Annotated in this window: 23 protein-coding genes; 9 read left to right on the plus strand and 14 right to left on the minus strand. The window is 72.1% G+C overall.

What is annotated here, in order from left to right; all coding sequences use genetic code 11:
* Positions 1-156: 156 nt before the first annotated feature.
* The 4 genes from hisD to JQC91_RS00020 form a co-directional block, all read right to left on the minus strand.
* Complete coding sequence (gene hisD, locus JQC91_RS00005; RefSeq protein ID WP_203284721.1) at positions 157-1,482, minus strand: histidinol dehydrogenase; 1,326 nt, start codon at positions 1,480-1,482, stop codon at positions 157-159.
* A gap of 114 nt (positions 1,483-1,596) precedes the next feature.
* A complete protein-coding gene (locus JQC91_RS00010) occupies positions 1,597-2,175 on the minus strand; it encodes a hypothetical protein (protein WP_203284722.1) in 579 nt (192 codons plus the stop codon).
* Between the two features lie 82 nt (positions 2,176-2,257).
* Entirely contained in the window at positions 2,258-3,253 is a 996-nt protein-coding gene (locus JQC91_RS00015) for an alpha/beta hydrolase (protein ID WP_203284723.1), read from the minus strand.
* Between the two features lie 66 nt (positions 3,254-3,319).
* Entirely contained in the window at positions 3,320-4,066 is a 747-nt protein-coding gene (locus tag JQC91_RS00020) for an alpha/beta hydrolase (RefSeq protein WP_203284724.1), read from the minus strand.
* Positions 4,067-4,177: 111 nt separating this feature from the next.
* On the opposite strand from JQC91_RS00020, the gene JQC91_RS00025 reads away from it, so the two are divergent.
* Complete coding sequence (locus JQC91_RS00025; protein ID WP_203284725.1) at positions 4,178-4,924, plus strand: metalloregulator ArsR/SmtB family transcription factor; 747 nt, start codon at positions 4,178-4,180, stop codon at positions 4,922-4,924.
* Positions 4,921-5,322: an MAPEG family protein gene (locus JQC91_RS00030; protein WP_203284726.1), complete on the plus strand. Its 402-nt coding sequence runs from the start codon at positions 4,921-4,923 to the stop codon at positions 5,320-5,322. The genes JQC91_RS00025 and JQC91_RS00030 overlap by 4 nt, the downstream gene beginning before the upstream one ends.
* A 31-nt stretch (positions 5,323-5,353) precedes the next feature.
* Here the strand turns inward: JQC91_RS00030 and JQC91_RS00035 are convergent, their stop codons facing one another.
* On the minus strand, positions 5,354-5,608 hold the full coding sequence (locus tag JQC91_RS00035; protein ID WP_203284727.1) for a hypothetical protein: 255 nt from the start codon (positions 5,606-5,608) through the stop codon (positions 5,354-5,356).
* Positions 5,609-5,817: 209 nt separating this feature from the next.
* Between JQC91_RS00035 and thrS the strand changes: the two genes are divergently transcribed.
* Complete coding sequence (thrS, locus tag JQC91_RS00040; RefSeq protein ID WP_203284728.1) at positions 5,818-7,767, plus strand: threonine--tRNA ligase; 1,950 nt, start codon at positions 5,818-5,820, stop codon at positions 7,765-7,767.
* Positions 7,768-7,860: 93 nt separating this feature from the next.
* Here thrS and JQC91_RS00045 read toward each other — a convergent pair whose 3' ends face one another.
* The 4 genes from JQC91_RS00045 to JQC91_RS00060 form a co-directional block, all read right to left on the minus strand.
* Positions 7,861-8,736, minus strand: a complete 876-nt coding sequence (locus JQC91_RS00045; RefSeq protein WP_203284729.1) for an SMI1/KNR4 family protein — start codon at positions 8,734-8,736, stop codon at positions 7,861-7,863.
* Positions 8,737-9,051: 315 nt separating this feature from the next.
* On the minus strand, positions 9,052-9,741 hold the full coding sequence (locus JQC91_RS00050; RefSeq protein WP_203284730.1) for an SOS response-associated peptidase: 690 nt from the start codon (positions 9,739-9,741) through the stop codon (positions 9,052-9,054).
* A gap of 4 nt (positions 9,742-9,745) precedes the next feature.
* Complete coding sequence (locus tag JQC91_RS00055) at positions 9,746-10,834, minus strand: histidine kinase dimerization/phosphoacceptor domain -containing protein (RefSeq protein ID WP_203284731.1); 1,089 nt, start codon at positions 10,832-10,834, stop codon at positions 9,746-9,748.
* A gap of 232 nt (positions 10,835-11,066) precedes the next feature.
* On the minus strand, positions 11,067-12,647 hold the full coding sequence (locus JQC91_RS00060) for a 5'-nucleotidase C-terminal domain-containing protein (RefSeq protein WP_203284732.1): 1,581 nt from the start codon (positions 12,645-12,647) through the stop codon (positions 11,067-11,069).
* Between the two features lie 110 nt (positions 12,648-12,757).
* Here JQC91_RS00060 and JQC91_RS00065 point away from each other — a divergent pair, with 110 nt between their 5' ends.
* Positions 12,758-13,099, plus strand: a complete 342-nt coding sequence (locus JQC91_RS00065) for a DUF952 domain-containing protein (protein ID WP_203284733.1) — start codon at positions 12,758-12,760, stop codon at positions 13,097-13,099.
* Positions 13,096-14,151 carry a quinone-dependent dihydroorotate dehydrogenase gene (locus JQC91_RS00070; RefSeq protein WP_203284734.1) on the plus strand — a complete coding sequence of 352 codons (1,056 nt, stop codon included), beginning with the start codon at positions 13,096-13,098 and terminating at the stop codon, positions 14,149-14,151. The genes JQC91_RS00065 and JQC91_RS00070 overlap by 4 nt, the downstream gene beginning before the upstream one ends.
* 178 nt (positions 14,152-14,329) lie before the next feature.
* Here the strand turns inward: JQC91_RS00070 and JQC91_RS00075 are convergent, their stop codons facing one another.
* The 4 genes from JQC91_RS00075 to JQC91_RS00090 all read right to left on the minus strand — a co-directional run bounded on the left by JQC91_RS00075 (position 14,330) and on the right by JQC91_RS00090 (position 16,257).
* Positions 14,330-15,142 (minus strand): cyclase family protein, encoded by an 813-nt coding sequence (locus tag JQC91_RS00075; protein WP_203284735.1) that lies wholly within the window; start codon positions 15,140-15,142, stop codon positions 14,330-14,332.
* Positions 15,143-15,221: 79 nt separating this feature from the next.
* Entirely contained in the window at positions 15,222-15,629 is a 408-nt protein-coding gene (locus JQC91_RS00080; protein ID WP_203284736.1) for a lysozyme inhibitor LprI family protein, read from the minus strand.
* Positions 15,626-15,922: an antifreeze protein gene (locus JQC91_RS00085; RefSeq protein WP_203284737.1), complete on the minus strand. Its 297-nt coding sequence runs from the start codon at positions 15,920-15,922 to the stop codon at positions 15,626-15,628. Before JQC91_RS00085 ends, JQC91_RS00080 begins: the two co-directional genes overlap by 4 nt.
* A gap of 50 nt (positions 15,923-15,972) precedes the next feature.
* Positions 15,973-16,257: a hypothetical protein gene (locus JQC91_RS00090; protein ID WP_203284738.1), complete on the minus strand. Its 285-nt coding sequence runs from the start codon at positions 16,255-16,257 to the stop codon at positions 15,973-15,975.
* A 167-nt stretch (positions 16,258-16,424) separates the two neighbouring features.
* Between JQC91_RS00090 and pyrC the strand changes: the two genes are divergently transcribed.
* From pyrC to JQC91_RS00110, 4 genes are all read left to right on the plus strand, one after another.
* The gene (gene pyrC, locus JQC91_RS00095; RefSeq protein ID WP_203284739.1) at positions 16,425-17,420 is read left to right on the plus strand and encodes a dihydroorotase; all 996 of its coding nucleotides are present in this window, start codon (positions 16,425-16,427) and stop codon (positions 17,418-17,420) included.
* Positions 17,417-18,121 carry an orotate phosphoribosyltransferase gene (locus JQC91_RS00100; RefSeq protein WP_203284740.1) on the plus strand — a complete coding sequence of 235 codons (705 nt, stop codon included), beginning with the start codon at positions 17,417-17,419 and terminating at the stop codon, positions 18,119-18,121. The genes pyrC and JQC91_RS00100 overlap by 4 nt, the downstream gene beginning before the upstream one ends.
* 350 nt (positions 18,122-18,471) lie before the next feature.
* Positions 18,472-19,953 carry a replicative DNA helicase gene (locus JQC91_RS00105; RefSeq protein WP_203284741.1) on the plus strand — a complete coding sequence of 494 codons (1,482 nt, stop codon included), beginning with the start codon at positions 18,472-18,474 and terminating at the stop codon, positions 19,951-19,953.
* Positions 19,950-20,294 (plus strand): Rid family hydrolase, encoded by a 345-nt coding sequence (locus tag JQC91_RS00110; protein WP_203284742.1) that lies wholly within the window; start codon positions 19,950-19,952, stop codon positions 20,292-20,294. Before JQC91_RS00105 ends, JQC91_RS00110 begins: the two co-directional genes overlap by 4 nt.
* 29 nt (positions 20,295-20,323) lie before the next feature.
* On the opposite strand, the gene JQC91_RS00115 is transcribed toward JQC91_RS00110, so the two are convergent.
* The gene (locus JQC91_RS00115; protein WP_203284743.1) at positions 20,324-20,656 is read right to left on the minus strand and encodes a hypothetical protein; all 333 of its coding nucleotides are present in this window, start codon (positions 20,654-20,656) and stop codon (positions 20,324-20,326) included.
* Between the last annotated feature and the right edge of the window lie 24 nt (positions 20,657-20,680).

The raw sequence follows: 20,680 nt of genomic DNA on the forward strand, positions 1-20,680 counted from the left end.
CCCCCCCCCCCCCCCCCCCCCCCCCCCCCCCCCCCCCCCCCCCCCCCCCCCCCCCCCCCCCCCCCCCCCCCCCCCCCCCCCCCCCCCCCCCCCCCCCCCCCCCCCCCCCCCCCCCCCCCCCCCCCCCGGTCGCCCCGCGTCAGCGGGGCGAAACCATCACTCCGCCGCCTCGCGGTGCGGCGCGCCCTCGCCGTAGGGCACGTTCACGCCCCCGTAGCGGCGGACCCGCACGTTGCACTGCTCCGCGTGGCCCACGAAGCCCTCCAGCATGCACAGCCGCGACCCGTAGGCCCCGATGGTGGCCGCCGCCTCGTCCGTGGTGATCTTCTGATACGAGTGCGTCTTGATGAACTTGCCGACCCAAAGCCCGCCCGTGTAGCGCCCCGCCTTCTTCGTCGGCAGCGTGTGGTTCGTCCCGATCACCTTGTCGCCGTTGGCCACGTTGGTACGCGGCCCGAGGAACAGCGCCCCATAGGAGTGCATGTTCTCCAGATACCAGTCGTCGCGGTCCGTCATCACCTGCACGTGCTCCGAGGCGATGTCGTTGGCGTAGCGGAGCATCTCGTCGTGGTCGTCGCAGACGATGACCTCGCCGTACTCCTCCCACGAGGTCCGCGCCGTGTCGGCGGTGGGCAGGATGCCGAGGAGGCGCTCGATCTCGACCAGCGTGGCGTCCGCCAGCTTGGCGCTCGTGGTCAGCAGCACGGCGGGCGAGTTGTAGCCGTGCTCCGCCTGCCCCAGCAGGTCCGTCGCCACCATCTCCGCGTCCACGGTGTCGTCGGCGATCACCATCGTCTCCGTCGGCCCCGCGAAGAGGTCGATGCCCACCCGCCCGTAGAGCTGCCGCTTGGCCTCCGCCACGAAGGCGTTGCCCGGCCCGACCAGCATGTCCACGGGGTCGATCGTCTCGGTGCCCAACGCCATCGCGCCCACCGCTTGGATGCCGCCGAGGACGTAGATCTCGTGCGCCCCGCCCAAGTGGATCGCCGCGATCACGGCCGGGTTCGGCTTGCCCTGCCACGGCGGCGTGCAGGCGATGATGCGCGGCACGCCCGCGACGGCGGCGGTCGCGACCGACATGTGGGCCGAGGCGACCATCGGGAACTTGCCGCCGGGGATGTAGCAGCCGACCGACTGCACCGGGATGTTGCGGTGCCCGAGGACCACGCCCGGCATCGTCTCGACCTCGACGTCGAGCATCGAGTCGCGCTGGACCTGCGCGAAGGCCTTCACTTGGCGCTGCGCGAACTCGATGTCGGCCAGTTCCCGCTCCGACAGCTCCCCGATCAGCGCGTCGATCTCGTCCTGCGACAGGCGGTAGGACTCCGGCTCGTAGCGGTCGAACTTGGCCGACAGCTCCCGCACCGCCGCGTCGCCCCGCGCCTCGATGTCCTTCAGCGTCGCCTCGACGCTCGCGCGCACCTTCGCGTCGTCCTCGGCGCGGTCCGCCTCGGAGCGCGCGGTCTTGAGATGGTCTGCCATCGGAAGCCTCCCTGATCGGTGGCCCCGGGCCTATCCCATGCCGCCCGCCCGCTCAATTGCATACGATTGCAAATCCGCGCGGCAGCCCGTCGCGGCCCCGCGCCCCGCGGCGGCTCAGCTCCCGCCGCGCAGGTACCTCGTGAGCAGCACCCACAGCCCCAGCACGAGCACGAGGCTGTCGCCGACCATGACCTGCCCGCCCGCCGGACCGGGGGACGCCGGGTGCGGGGACGCGGGCCGGACGACCACCTCCTGCGTCTCGCCCACTGGCGCGGCGAAGCCGATCTCGCCCTCGGCGGTCCCGGCCTTGCGGATGTTGTCGATCGCGTCCGCGATCGCCTTGAGCACCTCGTCCGGCCCGTTGATCGCGTCCCCGATCACGCCGATGGCCCAGAGCATCGTCTCCTCGGCAGACTTGGCCGCCGCCATCTGCGCGGCCCGGGTCCGCACCCTCTGCTGCCCCGACCACGAGCCGCGCGCGCCCTGCGCCTGCAGCACCGCGAGGCCGTGGCGCGCCCGCGCGTCGCGGACCAGCGGCTCGACCGTCCGGCGCCAGCGCTCGATCCGGTCGGCGATCTCGGCCCGCTTGGCGAGGTCGTCCGCCCCCACGGTGCTGCCCATCAGCGACAGCGCGTATTGCCGCGCGTCGCGCGCCACCTCGTCGAGCCGCTGCGCGCGGACACGGTCGGACATCTGCATCATGGGTCTCCCGGGTCGGTCCGCGCGCATCAAGCCGATGCGGACGCCCGGGCGCAACCTCCGAGTCGGCCCGGCGTCAGAGCGCCTCCGCCCACCGCGCCAGCAGGTCCACCGTCGGGGCCGTGCGCGACGGCGACAGGATGTCCCCCGCGACGACATGCGCGTAGGGGTCGTCCCCCTCGCCCACCGTCACCCGCTCCACCGTCGCCGGCCCGCCCCACGCCGCGGCCACGGCCTCGGTCGCCTCGGGCCGCACGACCGTGTCGTCCGGCGAGAACACGAACAGCGCGGGCGTCTCGGCCCGGCCCCAGTCGATCTCGCCCGCCCGCGCGACCAGCGCCGCCATCGGCAGGGTCGCCACCGTCGGGTAGGTCGTCGTCCAGTGCCGCGCGTGGCGGTCGTTGACCGGATCGAAGCTGCGGACCGGACCGGCCACGGCGGGCACCCACGCCCGCGCGGCAGGCCACGTCAGCAGCGCGGCGGCCGGGTTCGAGATGGCGAAGTTGGGCGAGATCATCGCGATCCCCGCCACGTCCGCGTGCAGCGGCGCCAAGTCCGGATCCCCCGCCACCAGCGCGCTGATCGTCCCGCCGGTGGAGGCCGACACCACGATCACCCGCTCCCCGATCCGCCGCCCCACGGCCACCGCCTCGGCGTAGTCGCGCAGCCAGTCGCCCGCGCTCGCCTCCGCCATCGCGTCCCCGTCGCGCCCGTGCCCCGTCAGCCGCGCGAAGTGCAGGTTCGCCCCCAGCCGCTCGGCCACCAGCTCCGGCACCGGACGCACCTCCCACGGGTCGGCGCTGAACCCGTGCACGTAGACCACCGCGAGGTCCGTCCGCACGCCCGCGCCCCGGTGCCACAGGATCTGCTTGGCGCTCTCGGGCCGCAGGTCCGCGACCTGCCCCTCCCGGTCCGCCAGCCAGCCCTCCACGTCCTCGGGGATCACGGAGGCGTCGAAGGCCAGAGCGTCCGCCGTCTCGATCGGCTCGCGCGGGCCGACGGCCCACAGCGCGGCGGCGGCCAAGGCGGCGCCCGCCACGACCCACAGAAATCCCCGCACCAGTCGTCCCATCGCGCGTCCCTCCCCTGCGGCGGGAGAGGGCCGCGCCGCGCGCGCCCGGTCAAGCCGGACCGCGCGTCAGCCGGGGATGCGCGCCAAGACGTCCTCCACGGCGGCCTCGATCAGCGCGATCTCGCGCGGCTCCGAGAAGCGGTGGTCCGCCCCCTTCACCAAGAGCAGCTGCGCGTCGTCGCACTCCACGTGGTCCAGCAGCCGCGTGGCCCATGCCGGCGGCACGTCCGCGTCCGCCGTCCCCTGCAGCAGCCGCATCGGCCCCGGCACCGGCAGGGCCGAGCGCAGCACCAGCTGATCCCGCCCGTCCTCGATCAGCCGCCGGGTGATCGGATAGGGCGCGCCGTAATCCGACGGGATCAGCACGCGCCCCTTCTCGAACACCTCCAGCCGCTGCGCCTCGGTGAACGCCGCCCAATAGCCGTCCTCCGTGAAGTCCGGCGCCGCCGCGATCGTCACCAGCCCCGCGACCCGGTCCGGGTGGTCGCGCGCCAAGAGGCAGGCGATCCACCCGCCCATGCTGGATCCGACCAGCACGTTCGCCCCCGGCATCGCCTCGGCGATCACGTGCAGGGCGTCGTCGCGCCACTGCCCGATGCACCCCGCCTCGAACTGCCCCTCGCTGGCCCCGTGGCCCGAGTAGTCGAGCCGCAGGAACGCGCGGCCATGGCGCTTCGCCCACGCCTCCAAGGCCACGGCCTTCGTCCCCGTCATGTCCGAGGCGAACCCCCCGAGGAACACGACCCCCGGCCCGGCGCCTTCGGTCTTCACGTAGGCGAGGCGGTGGCCGTCGCGGGTGGTGGTGTGCTGCATGGAGCCTCCTTCGCGGTCGCCGCGAGGGTAGCACGACGCCCGCCGCACGACACGTGACCATCCACTCACACGTCTTGACACGTGACCTGACGGTCTCCTAACATCGTTCCCATGGAATCGGTCTTCAAGGCGCTCGCCGACCCGACCCGCCGCGACCTCCTCGACGCCCTGCGGCGCGAGGACGGGCAGACGTTGTCCCGACTGGAGGCGGCGCTGCCGATCTCGCGGTTCGGGGTGGCGAAGCACCTGACGGTCTTGGAGGAGGCGGGGCTCGTGACCCGGGTGAAGCGCGGACGCTTCACCCATCACTACCTCAACGCCGTCCCCCTCGCCGAGGCGCTGGGTCGCTGGATCGAGCCGTATCGCGTCGCCCCCGCGGTGGGGGCGATGCTCGACCTCAAGGCCCGACTGGAGGGACCGACGATGAGACCCGACTACGTGCTGACGACCTACATCCGCTGCACCCAGGACGCGCTCTGGGACGCGCTCACCGACCCGGCGGCGGCGGCGAACTACCACCCGTTCACGCCCGACGCCCACCGCGACGGCGACGCGCTGGTCTACACCCTGCCCGACGGCTCGGACATGCTCGTCTGCACCGAGCGGCGCCTCGACCCCAAGACCCGGATCGAGGCCGACTTCGAGCCCCGCTGGGCCCCCGACGTGTCCGAATCCCGCTTCGTCTGGATCATCGAGCCGCAGGGCGAGCACTGCCGCCTGACGCTGGAGCATTACGACATCCCGCCCGGCGGCGAGGGCTACGCCGAGGGCTGGGAGCGCCTCGTCGCGGGCCTCAAGACGTGGCTCGAGACCGGCACCCCCACCCGCATCGCCGCCCCGATGGAGGACGCGAGATGACCCCCGAACTCTTCTGGACCACCCTCGCCGCGCTGCTCACCGCCGCGCTCTGGATCCCCTACATCGTCGGCGTGAACCAGCCCGACGCCGCGCCGTCGGACTTCACCCGCCCGCCGAACCCGTCGCTCCAGAAGCCGTGGGTCCACCGCGCCTTCCGCGCCCATCTCAACGCGGTGGAGACGCTGGTCCCGCACGCCGCGCTCGTGCTCATCGCCCACGCGCTAGAGGTCAGCAGCGTGGTGACCGTCTGGGCCTGCGCGCTCTACTTCTGGCTCCGCCTCGCCCATGCGGTGGGCTACGTCACCGGCACGGCGGGCTTTCCCGTCCGCCCGCTCCTCTTCACCTCCGCCTTCGCCTGCACGGTCGCCGTGGGCATCGAGGTGCTGCGCCTCGGCTGAGGCGCGGGGCGGCCCGCCCCCCGCATGGCGCCTACAGGTCGAAGCCCAGCGCGTCCGCGAGGCCGGCGGCCTGGATCGACGCGGCGATCGCGAGCGCCGATCCGGGGCCCATGTCCGGCAGCAGGTCGGGGGGCAGGTCGACATCCGACCAGTCGAAGGGCGAGACGGGCGGCGGAGGCGCGCCCTCCGCCCCCGCACGGTCCGGGGCGGGGACGTCGAACGGGGGCGGATCGGGAAGCGCCGACCAGTCGAAGCGGGCGTCGTCTCGGATCGGGGACAGGGTCATGGCGGGCCTCCGTGGCGGACCCGGCCCATCTCCGGCGACGCGGGGGCGCGGCCGCGGCGGGGACGTGGCGCGACGGTGCCGTTTCGCTCCAGTTCGACCGGTCCGCCGCGGCCCGCGGGCTTGCCAAGCCGCGCCGCCCCCGCCAAACGCGCCGCGACATACCCGCAACCGGGCGTTCCGTGGGCGCCGAACCGACGAGGAGGACGACCATGTCCGACGCGATCACCCTGACCTTCCCCGACGGCGCGACCCGCGACGTCCCCCGCGGCACCACCCTGCTGGAGGTGGCGCAGTCCATCTCGAAGTCCTTGGGCAAGAAAGCCATCTCGGCACAGGTCGACGGCACCCACTGGGATCTCCAGTGGCCGCTGGAGCGCGATGCCGCCATCGCCATCAACACCATGCAGGACGAGGCCCCGGCCCTCGAACTGGTCCGCCACGACCTCGCGCACGTCATGGCCCGCGCCGTGCAGGAGATCTGGCCCGACACCAAGGTCACCATCGGCCCCGTGCGCGACTTCGGCTGGTTCTACGACTTCGACCGGGCCGAGCCGTTCACCCCCGAGGACCTCGGCGCCATCGAGCAGCGGATGAAGCAGATCATCGCCGCCCGCGACGCCGTGCGCACCGAGGTCTGGTCCCGCGCCGACGCCCGCGCCCACTACGAGGCGGCGGGCGAGCCGTTCAAGGTCGAGTTGATCGACCGCATCCCCGGCGACGAGCCGATCCGCATGTACTGGCACGGCGACTGGCAGGACCTCTGCCGCGGCCCGCACCTCCAGCACACCGGCCAGATCCCGGCGGACGCCTTCAAGCTGACCCGCGTGTCGGCCGCCTACTGGCTGGGCGACAGCGAGCGCCCCCAGCTCCAGCGCATCTACGGCGTCGCCTTCCGCACCAAGGACGAGCTCAAGGCCCATCTCCGCTTCCTCGAGGAGGCCGAGGCCCGCGACCACCGCCGCCTGGGCCGCGAGATGGACCTCTTCCACATGCAGGAGGAGGCGCCGGGGCAGGTGTTCTGGCACCCCAACGGCTGGACCATCTACACCACGCTGCAGGACTACATGCGCCGCAAGCAGCGCGCGGACGGCTACGTGGAGGTCAACACCCCCCAGGTCGTGAACCGCAAGCTGTGGGAGGCGTCCGGCCACTGGGATAAGTACCAGGAGCACATGTTCATCGTCGAGGTCGAGGAGGAGCACGCCCAGACCAAGACGATCAACGCGCTCAAGCCGATGAACTGCCCCTGCCACGTGCAGGTCTACAACCACGGCCTGAAGTCCTATCGCGACCTGCCGCTGCGCATGGCCGAGTTCGGCTCCTGCGCCCGCTACGAGCCGTCAGGCGCGCTGCACGGCATCATGCGCGTGCGCGGCTTCACCCAGGACGACGCGCACATCTTCTGCACCGAGGACCAGATCGAGGCGGAGTGCGCCAAGTTCATCCGCTTCCTGTCCTCCGTCTACGCCGACCTCGGCTTCGAGAAGTTCGACATCGCCTTCGCCACCCGCCCCGAGAAGCGGGTCGGCACCGACGCGGCATGGGACCACGTCGAGGGCGCGCTGGAGGGCGCGATCAAGTCCGTCGGCGCCCCCTACCGCGTCGAGGAGGGCGACGGCGCCTTCTACGGGCCCAAGCTCGACTTCTACCTCACCGACGCGATCGGCCGCGTCTGGCAGTGCGGCACGTTCCAGGTCGATCCCAACCTGCCCGAGCGGCTGGGCGCGACCTACGTGGGCGAGGACGGCGAGAAGCACCGCCCCTACATGCTCCACCGCGCCTGCCTCGGCTCGTTCGAGCGGTTCGTCGGCATCCTGATCGAGAACTCCGCCGGGCGCCTGCCGATGTGGCTCGCCCCGCGGCAGGTGGTCGTCGCCTCCATCGTGTCCGACGCCGACGCCTACGTAGACGAGGTGACGGCCGCGCTGACCCGCGCGGGCGTCCGGGCCGAGGCCGACAAGCGCAACGAGAAGATCAACTACAAGGTCCGCGAGCACTCGCTCGCCAAGGTGCCCGTCATCCTCGCCATCGGGCGGCAGGAGGTGGAGGACCGCACCGTCACCGTCCGCCGCCTCGGCGAGAAGCGCACCGAGGTGGTGGCGCTCGATGCGGTGGTGACCGCCCTCGGCGCGGAGGTCACACCCCCCGACCTCGCCTGACTCGCGTCCCGTCATCGCCGGCACCCGACCCGGCGATCCACCCTCGCACAACCCCCTCGGACCGGACCACTCGGAGACGGTCCGGCGGCGCGCCTACCCGTCAACCGCCGCGTACCGGACCCAAATCTCCTCGAACCGCCCGGACTCTCGAACGACCTCCGCCTCGAGCAGGTCGAAGCTCAACGGTCCAGCATTCTTCCGCGTCACCCGGAACACGCCCGCCGGGTCCGTCTCTATGATGACCCCGTCGCCCTCCACCACGACGCGCCGCACGGTCCAGTGGTTCGGGAGATGAAACGTCATATGCGTCCAGCCGGTCTCCCCCTTCGCCAGCCGCTGATCGAGGCTGAGATACTGTCCTAACCCGCCCGACTTCTCGTCACGACGTATCTCCGCGGAGACGGCATTGATGTGCCAGGGGGCCGAATCGATGCTGCCGCTGTCCTTCTCGAACCGCGCGGCATCGACCAAGCCATCGACGAACTGCGCGAAGCTGTCGGAGAGGTGGGTGATCGCGTAGTCCCGCTCCTGATCGACATGGACAACGCTCGGCTCGCCCGCGGGACCGCATGACCTGTAGTCGAGGCCGACCATGTCGTGGCCCGCCAAGGGGCAATCCGCGAAATAGACGCCGATAGCCGGATAGCCCCACTCCGTTTCCCAGAAGCGGCTGCCACACTCACCGCAGAGGGCGTATGTCCCTGTCTCCCCAATGCCGAAGAGGCCATGGACCGCAACGTGGTCATCGGCCCAAGAGGTCGGCACCGACGTTGGGAACGCGGTGCGTCGTGGGATGCCGCCGTTCTGGCCTCGCATTAGGTTGACGTACGAGGCGGGCAGAACGACCCCAAGCGTCTTCTCCACCCGCCGGATGACCGCCTCGCTCGGGGGGGGCAGGACGTAGTGCGTCCTGGCATACTCCGAATCCGCCCAAAATACGGGCGGGGGACAGTCGTTGGACCTTCTCATCGAGTTCCTCCATGGAGACGGATCGAGATGACGGCGTACGGACCCCCTAGCTCTCAGGCGTGCCCCGATCCTCTTCGAACGACTTTAAATTGGTGCCCAATCGGAAACGGTCGGCCCCGATTAGGCCACATTCGAATGTCATGGATCATCCCACGGCGAACGTCCGGTCATCCGACCCGAACGGCCCGCTCCTCCCCCCAAGGGCCGGGGGCGGGTGGTCGGACGCGCGCTCTCTCTCCCTGACTGGCCGGCCCGCGCCCCTCCTCCCGCGCGGGCCGCGCTGGGCTCCCCGCCGGGACATGGCCGCCGCCCACCCTACCCTCCGCCGCCCTCGATCCGGACGTCCTCGTCCTCCCACGGCTCGATCAGGTCCGGCCCCTCCGCCCGGTTCGAGTTCACCGCCCGGTCCACCCGGTGCCGCGCAAGGTATCCCGCCGCGGAGGCCCGCATCAGCGGCGCCGCCTTCTCGTCCGTCTCGCCCAGCCACGTCGCCCAGTCCCCCTCGCGCAGCGTGACCGGCTCGCGGTGGTGCACCTCGGCCATCGCCGGACCCGCCGCGCAGGACACGATCGCGCAGGTCGCCAGCTTGTCCGCCCCCCAGCCCTGCCACACCCCCGCGAAGGCCAAGGGCAGGCCGTCCGTCGGGTGGAAGTACCACGGCCAGCGCACCCCCTCGGCGTCCTTCGTCCACTCGTAGAACCCCGTCGCCGGGATCAGGCAGCGCCGCTCGCGCACCGCGGCGCGGAAGGCGGGCTTCTCGGCCACCGTCTCGGCGCGGGCGTTGATGATCAGCGGGCCGTCCGTCGGCGTCGCGTACCAGTGCGGCAGGAACCCCCAGCGCATCGACACCAGCCGCCGCCCGCCCGCGCCGGGCACCACGGCGGCCACGGCTTGCGTCGGGCAGACGTTGTAGTCCGGCACCTCCGGCAGGTCGTTCGCCAAGGTCGCCCCGAACACCCGCCCCGCCTCCGCGTGGGGCATCGCGGCGACGAAGCGGCCGCACATCGGCCTAGCCGTCCAAGGGGAAGGTCAGCACGCCGCGCCAGCCGCCCCCGTCGAGCGGGGCCACCTCCAGCATGCCGCCGAGCTGCGAGGCCGAGGCCTGCATGATCCGGATCCCGAGCCCGCCCTCGACCACGGTGCCGCCGACGCCGTCGTCCTCGACCACGACGCGGTAGCCGCCGTCCGGCATCGCCGTGCCCGACGCCCGCACCGATCCGCCCCGACCGTTGGGGTAGCCGTGCTTGAAGGCGTTCGACACCAGCTCGTTGACCAGCACGCCCAGCGCCGAGGCCCGCCGCCCCTCCAAGGCGAAGGCCGAGAACCGCGACGACGTCGTCACGCCCGGCGGCGCCGTCTCCTGTAGGTGCCGCAGGATGCGCCCGAGGTAGTCGGCGCCCTGCACCGCCCCCTCGTCGCCCGGCGCGCTGTAGAGCTGCGCGTGGAGCTCCACCATCACGTTGATCCGGTTGAGCACCTCCTGCAGCGCCTCCTTGGTCTCCTCCGACACGGCCGAGCGGATCGCCATCCGCGTCAGCACCGACACGTTGGCGAGGTTGTTCTTCACCCGGTGGTCAACCTCGCGGCGCAGCGTCTCGGCCTGCCGCAGCGCCTCGTTCAGCTCCAAGCGCTGCATCACCTGGTCGGCGAGGATGCGCAGGGCGCGGCGCTGCTCGTCCGACAGGCGCCGGGGCTTGCGGTCGAGCACGCAGAGCGACCCCAGCGGCAGCCCGTCGGGCGTCACGATCTGCGAGCCCGCGTAGAACACCAGCGGGTCGTCCGGGTCCGTCACCAAGGGGTTGTCCCGCGTCCGCATGTCCAGCCGGGTGTCCGGAATCTCGAGGATGTCGTCCTGCAGGATCGCGTGCGAGCAGATCGACGCCTCCAGCCCCGTGGAGTCCGCGTCCAGCCCGCAGCGCGCCTCGAAGCGCTGGTCGTCCTCGTGCACGATCGACACCAGCGCGATGGGGCAGTGGCAGATCTGCGCCGCCAGCTCCACGAGGCCGTCGAGCGCGCCGGCGTTGGACTGGGTTCCCAGCTCGTAGCGGCGGATCGCGGCGAGGCGGGCGGCTTGGTTCGGTGGCGTCGGTGCGAGCATGGCACGGCTCCCCGGTCAGGGCAGCGTCCGGTGGGTGCAGGTTCGCCCGGACCCCCGCGGACGGTCGGGGGCGGACGGGTGGATGCCGTGGCAATATGTCGTCGGACGTGCCCGCTGCAACCCTCGGTCGAAAGATAAGGGGCGCCAAGGCGATAGGGCCGGACGACCCCGCCAAAGCAGGACGGGCGGGCCCTTCGGCCCGCCCGTCCCCGTCTCCGCGCGGCGTCGCGGCTCAGCCGCCGACGTCGATCCGCCCGTCGGTGTAGGGCGCGTAGGCCCCGCCCTGCGCGGCGATGTAGTCGATCACCACCTGCTCCAGGCCCGGGCCGTAGTCGTAGGCGTTCCGCGCGCCCTCGAAGACGGAGTAGCCGTCGCCGCCGCCGCGCATGTAGTTGTTCGACACCACGCCGTAGGTCGCCTCCGGGTCGATCTCCGCCCCGTCGATCATCACGCTCGTGATGCGCGAGCCCGGCTCGGCCGTCAGGTCCGCCTTGTAGGTGATGCCCGAAACCTGCGGGAAGCGCCCGGCGCCCTCCTCGACCTCGGACACGCCGTTCTCCAGCGCCTCGATCACCTCCGCGCCGGTCAGCTCGAAGGTCGCCAAGGTGTTCTGGAACGGCAGCACGGTGACGATCTCGCCCATCGTGATGTCGCCCTCGTCGATGGACGCCCGCAGGCCCCCGCCGTTCTGGATGGCGATGGTCACGCCCTGGTCCTTCACGCGGTCCAGCATGGCGTCGGCCACGAGGTTGCCCATCGGGCACTCCATCACGCGGCAGACCGAGCGGTCGCCCTCGATGAAGCCCGCCGACTGGCCCACGACCTCCTGCTGCATCTCCTGGATCGGCGCGGCCAGTTCCGCGACCCGCGCGGCCAGCTCGGCGTCCGGCTCGACGGAGGCGTCCAGCAGCATCGTGTCGCCCGTGGCGTCGATGACGTTGCCGTCCGCGTCGAAGCTGACGGTCAGGTGGCCCAGATACTTCGTGTAGGCGCCCGCCTGCACGATCGGCACGTCGCCCTCCATCGTCGGATAGGCCTCGGCCCCCTCCTCGGTGTTCGAGAACACCGTGTGGCTGTGCCCGCCCACGATCACGTCGAGGCCGTCGATGCCCGCGCCCGCGATCCGCTGGTCCGCCGGGAAGCCGACATGGGTCAGCGCGATGATCTTGTTGACCCCGTCGTCGGTCAGCGTGGCCACGTCCTGCGCGAGGCTCTCGGCCTCGTCCATGAACACCACCTGATCCGACGGGCTCGACGTTTCCGCCGTGTCCGTGGCCAGCGCCGAGACGATGCCGATCCGCTCGCCGCCGACCTCGAGGACCAGCGTGTCCTCGATCTTGCCGCCCAGCACGTTGTTGCCCGTCAGGTCGAGGTTGCCCGACACCACCGGCATCTCCAGCAGGTCGATGACGCGGGCGAGGTTCTCGTCGCCCTTGTTGAACTCGTGGTTGCCCACGGCCATCACGTCCGGCGCGATGGCGTTGACCATCTCGGCCTCCGCGTCGCCGTTGTAGGTCGTGAACATCAGCGAGCCCTGCAGCTGGTCGCCCGCGTCCAGCACGATGACGTTCTCGCCCGCGAGCTCCTCGCGCTTCATGTCGATCGCCGCCTTCAGCCGCGCCGAGCCGCCGAAGCACTCGCCCGCCGCGTCGTCCTCGGCCGAGCAGGTCGAGTCGAAGCGGTTGATCGGCTCGATCCGGCTGTGGGTGTCGTTGTAGTGCAGGATGTGCAGCGTGTAGGCGGCGTGGCCGTCCGCCGCCGCCGTTCCGGCGGTCAGCGCCAGCGCGGCGGTCGCGGTCAGAAGCTTTTGCATCTGTTGAATCTCCCCGGTTGGTGGCCGGAGCGTGCGCCCGAGGCCGCCCGGATGGCAAGCCGATGTGTCGCCCGCTTGACCCGAAACGTCGCGGCGCCCATCCCCGCGGCATGATCTACAAGATTTTCCGCACCCCCGAATGGGACGCGCTGCGCGCCGACGGCTCCACCACCGGCGCGCCCGTGGACCGCGCGGACGGCTACATCCACTTCTCCGGCCCCGACACCGTGGCCGAGACCGCCGCCCGCCACTTCGCGGGCGAGGATGGCCTCTGGCTGATCGCCTGCGAGGAGGCCGCCCTCGGCCCCAACCTCCGGTGGGAGCCGTCGCGCGGCGGCACCGACTTCCCGCATCTCTACGCCCCCCTCCGCCTCGACCAGGTGGCGTGGGCCCAGCCCCTCCCCCTCGTGGACGGCACCCACGTCTTCCCCGCCGGATCGGGCATCGCATGATCGCCGACGCCGTCTCGGACTGGGGGACGAAGCTCCTCCGCCGCCTCGACCCCGAGACGGCCCACGCCCTCGCCCTCAAGGCGCTCTCGGCGGGCCTCGGCCCCCGCACCGGCCCCGTCACGACCCAGCGTCTGACCACGCGCGTCGGACGCCTGACCCTCCCCAACCCGGTGGGCCTCGCGGCGGGCTTCGACAAGGACGCGATGGCCGTGGCCCCGCTCTCCCGCGCGGGCTTCGGCCTCGTCGAGGTCGGCGCCGCCACCCCCCGTGCGCAGCCGGGCAACCCCCGCCCCCGCATGTTCCGCCTCTCCGAGGACCGCGCCGCCATCAACCGCTTCGGCTTCAACAACGCCGGCGCGCGCGCCATCGCCGCCCGCCTGTCCAAGCGCCCCGAGGGGGGCGTCCCCGTCGGCCTCAACCTCGGCGCCAACAAGGACAGTGCCGACCGCGCCGCCGATTACGCCGCCGTGCTCCGAACCTGCGGCCCCCATATCGACTTCGCCACCGTCAACGTGTCGTCGCCCAACACCGCCGGCCTGCGCGACCTCCAAGCCGAGCTCGGCCCCCTCCTCGACGGCGTGATGGCCACCCGCGACGCCCTGGCCCGGCCCGTCGACATCTGGATCAAGATCGCCCCCGACCTCTCGGACGAGGCGCTCGACGCGATGGTCCCCCACCTCGCCCGCGCCGACGCCGTGGTCGCCACCAACACCACGCTGGCCCGCGACGGGCTCCGCTCCCTTCACGCGTCCGAGGCGGGCGGCCTCTCCGGCCAGCCCCTGTTCGAGCGCTCCACCCGCATCCTCGCCAAGCTACGTAGCCTGCTGCCCGATACGCCCCTGATCGGCGTCGGCGGCGTGGGCAGCGCGGAGCAGGCCTACGCCAAGATCACAGCGGGCGCGTCCGCCGTGCAGCTCTACACCGCGCTCGCCTACGCGGGGCCGGGTCTCGTCCGCGAGATCGCCGAGGGGCTGGACGCGCTCCTCGCCCGCGACGGCTTCGCCTCCGTCGCCGACGCCGTGGGCACCAAGACGGACGACTGGCTGAACTAGGCGCCCGGCCCGGTGCGCGGGGGCGCAGCCCCCGCAGGGCCAGCGCCGGACCGGCCCGCGGGCCGGCGCTTCGTCGCAGTGGGCGCGCCGCGGGGGCGTCGTGCGGGGGTGAGGGATCAAGCGCGCGGCGGAGGGGGCGGATGCGCCGTCCCCCGGTCCGCCGCTGGCCCTGCTCCCCTCACACCATCGCCAGCACCCGCGCCGGCCCGCCCGTCCCGCCGCCATGCTTCGGCGCGCCCACGAACACCGTCGCGCCCGCCGCGGGCACCCCATCCAGACCGGCGAGGTTCTCGATCCCGTAGCGCCCCGACGGCAGCCACGAGTAGTGCACCGCGAAGTCCTGGCTGTCGCCCGGATCCAGCGACAGCGTGTCCACCCCGAGGCAGGCCGCCCCCGCCTCCATCAGCAGGTCGCTCGCCCCCTTCGAGAAGCCGGGGAAGGCGAAGTTGCCGTCCGCGTCGTTGCGGTAGCTCGGGTCGCCCACCTTCTCCGCCCAGCCCGAATGCATCGCCACGCAGGCCCCCGCCGGGATCGCGCCGTGGGCCGAGACCCACGCCTCCACGTCCTCCGGCATCACCATCGCGTTCGCCTCCTCGGCGGCCTTGGCCGATATGTCGATCACGCAGAGCGGGCACATCAGGCTCTCGACCGGCATCTCGTCCACGCTCGTCCCGTCCGCCGAGAAGTGCAGCGGCGCGTCGATATGCGTCCCCGAATGCTCGTCGACCGTCAGGCGGAAGAACTGGTAGCCGTCCGCGTCCATCGTCGCCATCTGCTCGTAGGCGATGCCCGGCTCGCCCCCGAAGGTCGGGAACTCCGGCGTCAGCGTATGCGTCAGGTCCACCACGCCCCCATGCGCGTCGGCCAGCGCCGACCGCGCCGACAGGGCGCCCGCCGCCACGGCGGCGGCCCCGGCCGCAGACCCTCGGAACAGGTCGCGGCGGGACAACATCCCCTTCTTCACGGCATCCATCACGCAGGCATGGCACATGGGTTCGTCCTCCGGTTGCGGAACGCGCGCAGCCTGCGCCCGCCGGGCCGGACCTGTCCAGACGCTTGGCGCGGCGCGGCTATTCGGCCGCGAACACCGCCAACTGCGCCACCCGCGCCTCGTTCAGCCGCGCGAGGCACAGCCGCCCCACCGCCTCGCGCTCCATCCCCGGCGAGACCAGCAGCGACTCCGCCGCGCAATGCGAGTCCCGATGCGCGAGCCAATCCGCCTGCCCCGCCTCCACCAGCGCGGCCGCGCGCACCTCGTCCGCCTCCCCCGCGAGGAAGCGCGTCTCGTCCAGCACCTCCGCCGCCGTCACCGCCAGCCCGTAGGCGAGGTCCAGCGCGCCCTCGGACTCCGTCCACGCGATCTCCGCGCAGCGCGCGATCTCGGCGGGCATCAGATCGTCGGCCTCGCAGTCCACCGGCCCCTCCTGCGCCGCCGCCGGCCCGGCCAGCAGGACCAGCGCCGCGAGCGCCGCCCTCACCGCCGCCCCCGCACGGCGGCCCGGGTCAGGCGCTGCGCATTGGCCCGCGTCCGGCGCCCCACGGGGGCGAGGCCCGCCGAGGCCACCGCCACCGGCGCCGCCCCGCCCATCGCGGCGCGCCACATCGCCCATTGCGCGTCCCAGAAGGCGTCGGCCTTCTCCGCGTACATCCGCCTGTTCTCCGACGGCGCGGCGGGCAGCACCCCCGCCATCCCCATCATCCGCAGGCCGATCACCGCCTGCGCCTCCAGCCCCATCCGGGCGAGGTCGAACCAGTATCGCGTCCAAGGCATGTGCTGTCCCTTCTGCTGCCCCGTCCCAACCCGCCGGACGGGGGGGCGGTTCACTCCTCCGCGTCGTCCCGCATGGCGATCCGCCGCCAGATGCGCCGCCCGAACAGGCCCACCAGCGCGCCGAAGCACATCAGGAACACCGAACTGTCGACCCCCAGCACCGCCGCCACGATGGACGCCACCATCAGGATCACCAAGAGCGCGGCGAGGTCGAACTCGTGGTCGCTGATCCCCATATCGCCCAGCCAGATGCTGTCCGCGACGCTCCGCATCCAGCGCTCCAGCGCGGGCGTGGCGAGGCCCGCGATCAGGCCGATGACGATGTTCAGGATCATGGTCCCACTCCCTCCGCAGGCGGGCAGGATGACCCCGAGCGGAGTCCCGCGCAAGCCGGGCCGGTTCGCCCCCGGATCGGACCACAAACCCCTGACATCAAACGATTGCCGCGCCGCAGCATCGCCCCCACCTTCCCCCGTCGGCGCGAATCCCCCAGAAGGCCCGCATGGACAGCCTCACGATCCGCCGCCCCGACGACTGGCACCTGCACCTGCGCGATGACGACATGCTCCGCGCCGTGGCCCCGTCGTCGTCCGTGATGGGCCGGGCGATCGTGATGCCCAACCTCGTCCCGCCCGTCGTGACCAAGGCCGACGCCGTTGCCTACCGCGACCGCATCCGCGCGGCCGGATTCTCAAATCCGCTCATGACCTTGTACCTGACCGAGGACACGGACCCCGCCGACGTCGTCGCCGCCCACGCCGAGGGCGTGATCACCGCCGTCAAGCTCTACCCGGCGGGCGCCACCACCAACTCCGCCTCGGGCGTCCGCGACTTCGACGCCGTCCGCCCCGCCCTCGCCGCGATGGAGGAGGCGGGCGTCCCCCTCTGCCTCCACGGCGAAGTGACCGACCGCGAGATCGACATCTTCGACCGCGAATCCGCCTTCCTCGACAAGCGGTTGGAACCGCTGCGAAAAGCCCACCCCTCGCTCAAGCTCACCCTCGAGCACGTCACGACGAAGGATGCCGTCGATTACGTGCGCGCCCACGACCTCGGCGCCACGATCACGGTCCAGCACCTCATGCTCGACCGCAACGACATGCTCGTGGGCGGGATGCGCCCGCACTACTACTGCCTGCCCATCCTCAAGCGCGCCCGCCACCGCGACGCGCTCCTCGAGGCGGCCACCACCGACGACCGCTTCTTCCTCGGCACCGACAGCGCGCCGCACCCCCTCCACGCCAAGGAGGCCGAATGCTGCGCGGCGGGCTGCTTCACCGCCCCCCTTGCGCTTCCGGCCTACGCCACCGTCTTCGACGAGGCCGGCGCGCTCGACCGGCTGGAGGCCTTCGCCTCGCTCAACGGCCCCCGCCACTACGGCCTGCCGCCCAACGACGACACCGTCACGCTCGTCCGCGGCACCCCCGACATCCCCCCCAAGGTCGGCGACGTCGCCGTGTTCGACCCCGCCCGCCCCCTCACGTGGACGCTCCAATGATCCCCACCGCCTTCCCCTCTCGCGACGAGATCGCCACGCGCACCGCCCGCGCGCTGATCGAGACGCGCTCCGTCAACTTCCGCCCCGACGCCCCCTTCACCCTCTCCTCCGGCCTGCCCTCCCCGGTCTACGTGGATTGCCGCAACCTCATCGGCTTCCCTCGGGTTCGCGCCGCGCTCATGGACTTCATGGCGGCGTCGGTGATGCGCGGCGCGGGCATGGAGGCCTTCGACGTCGTCGCGGGCGGCGAGACGGCGGGCATCCCCTTCGCCGCGTGGCTGGCCGAGCGGCTGGCCCTGCCGATGGCCTACGTCCGCAAGAAGCCCAAGGGCCACGGCCGCGGCGCCCGGATCGAGGGGCCGATGGCCGAAGGCGCGCGCGTCCTCTTGGTCGAGGACATGACCACGGACGGCGGCTCAAAGCTCTCCTTCGTGGACGCCATCCGCGAGGCGGGCGGCACCTGCGCCCACACCTCCGTCGTCTTCTCCTACGGCATCTTCCCCGACGGGCTGGCCAAGCTGACGGACCACGGCGTGGCCCTGCACCATCTCTGCACATGGTGGGACGTGCTGGCCGAGGCCCGCGCGATGGGGCCGTCCGTCGATGGCGGCCCCGGCTTCGACGCGGCCACGCTGGACGGGGTCGAGGCGTTCCTGAACGACCCGCGCGGCTGGCAGCGCGAGAGGGGCGCGGACGTCTGACGTCCTTTGAACGGAGCACCCGCGCGGTGCGCGAGGCGCAGCCTCGCCGCGCATCGCCGGGCCGCCCCACGGCACGGCGATCCTTCACCGATGGCGCACCGGTCGAGCGTCGCGCGGGGGTGAGGGATAAATCGCGTCGCGGAGAGGTTGCATCGCCGCGCCACGGCCCCGCGATGTGCTTGCGTCGCACGGAGCACCGACGCGGCGAATCTCCACGCCCGATCCGACGCTTATCCGCCGCCGAACTTATTCACAGCATCCTCTAGGTGGACCCCGATTCCGCCGTGTCGTAGGACCGCAGGACCCCACGGCGCATGCAAACCGCCGGGGGCGGAGTGGGGGATCGGAGCATGAACGAAGTCGCGCGCGTGGACGGACCGGCCCAGCCCGCCGACATGGACGCCGTCCCCCAGAACATCGAGGCAGAGCGCCAGCTCATCGGCTCGATTCTGACGGACAACGACCTCTTCGACCGCGCCGCCTCCGTCGTGCAGTCGGCCCATTTCTTCGACCCCGTGCACCAGCGCATCTGGGACCTCTGCGCCGCGCGCATCCAGAAGAACGCCCTCGCCTCGCCCGTCACGCTCAAGCCCTTCCTCGAAGGCGACGAGGGGCTCGACGCGCTGGGCGGGCCCTCCTACCTCGTCACCCTCGCCGCCTCCTCCGTCGCGCCCTACGCCATCCGCGACTACGCGCAGATGGTCCACGACCTCGCCGTGCGCCGCGCGCTGATGTCGCTGGGCCGCGACGTCACCGCCAAGGCGGGCGACGTCACCGTCGAATCCGAGCCCTCCGAGCAGATCGTCGAGGCCGAGCAGGCCCTCTACGCCTTGGCCGAGCAGGGCCGCGCCGAGCGGGGCTTCCAGTCCTTCGTCTCCGCCGTGACCCAGGCGGTCGAGGTGGCGTCGGCCGCCTACCAGCGCGACGGCGGCCTCGCGGGCCTGTCCACCGGGCTCAAGGACCTCGACCGCAAGCTGGGCGGGCTGCATCGCTCGGACCTGCTGATCCTCGCGGGGCGCCCGTCGATGGGGAAGACGTCGCTCGCCACCAACATCGCCTTCAACGTCGCCAAGGCCTACCGCCGGGGCATGACCCACGAGGGCAAGGAGGGCGCCGTCGAGGGCGGCGTCGTGGGCTTCTTCTCCTTGGAGATGTCCGCCGAGCAGCTCGCCGCGCGTGTCCTGTCCGAGGCCGCCGAGGTGCCGTCCGAGCAGATCCGCAAGGGCGACATGACCGAGGGCGAGTTCCGCCGCTTCGTCGAGGCCGCCACCGGCCTCCAGAACGCGCCGCTCCACATCGACGACACGCCCGCCCTGCCCATCAGCCAGCTCGCCGCCCGCGCCCGGCGGCTCAAGCGGACCCACGGGCTGGACCTGCTGATCGTGGACTACCTGCAGCTGCTCAAGGCCGCCTCCGCCAAGGACAGCCGGGTCAACGAGGTCTCCGAGATCACCCAAGGCCTCAAGGCCGTGGCCAAGGAGCTGGACATCCCCGTCATCGCGCTGTCCCAGTTGTCGCGCCAGGTGGAGTCCCGCGAGGACAAGCGGCCCCAGCTGTCGGACCTCCGCGAGTCCGGCTCCATCGAGCAGGACGCGGACGTCGTGATGTTCGTGTTCCGCGAGGAGTACTACAAGGAGCGCGAGAAGCCGGGCGACCACCAGCTCGACAAGATGGCCGAGTGGCAGGCGGCGATGGACGCGATCCACGGCAAGGCCGAGGTCATCATCGGCAAGCAGCGCCACGGCCCGATCGGCTCGGTCGACCTAAGCTTCGACGGGCGGTTCACGCGGTTCGGCGACCTCGCCAAGCCGTGGCAGAGCGGCGAGCGGTGATCGCCCCCGACCTGCCGCTCTCCCCCGTGCGGGAGGCGGGGGGCTTGGCCTTCGTCACCGGCATGACGGGCTCCGGCCGCGGCGGGATGCCCGAGGGGGCCGAGGCGCAGGTCCACGCCGCGCTCGACAAGATCGAGGCGGCGCTGGCGACGGTGGGCCTCGGGCTGGCGGACGTGGTGGACGCGACGACCTTCCATGCCGGCCTCGACGCCTTCGACCCCGTCGAGCGCGCATGGCGGGGCCGCTTCGCCCCGCCCTACCCCGCATGGACGGCGGTGGGCGTGGCCGCCCTGCGGCGGCCCGGCGCGCTGGTCGAGATCAAGGTGATCGCGGCCCGCTAGGGAAACGTGCACGCGCCCCTTCGGGTGGATCAGCGCATGTCGAACGCCTCGACGGGGACGTTTCCCCGGCAGCCGCTGTCGCCCCCCTCGATCACGAGGACATCGTGCGTGACGAAGCCCGCATCGGTCGTCACCGCTCGGGTTCCGGTGGGGACGATGCATGACAACAGACCTAGGAGGAGGGTCGGGTTGCTGCGGTGGACGTTCGCCGAAATCAGGTCGAGGCCCTCCGACTGCGCTGCCTTGTCTTTCCATACGAAGACCACGTCCATCCCGCCCAGCCCGACCAAGCGGCCTTCGACAGCTGATGCGGGGACGGCGACGAGGCAGAATGCGATCGCGGCGAGCAAGGTGCGGAACATGAGCGGCCTCCGAGTTACGTCCTA

It is taken from the genome of Jannaschia sp. Os4, assembly GCF_016820245.1.
In the GTDB taxonomy this organism is placed as follows: Bacteria; Pseudomonadota; Alphaproteobacteria; order Rhodobacterales; family Rhodobacteraceae; genus Jannaschia.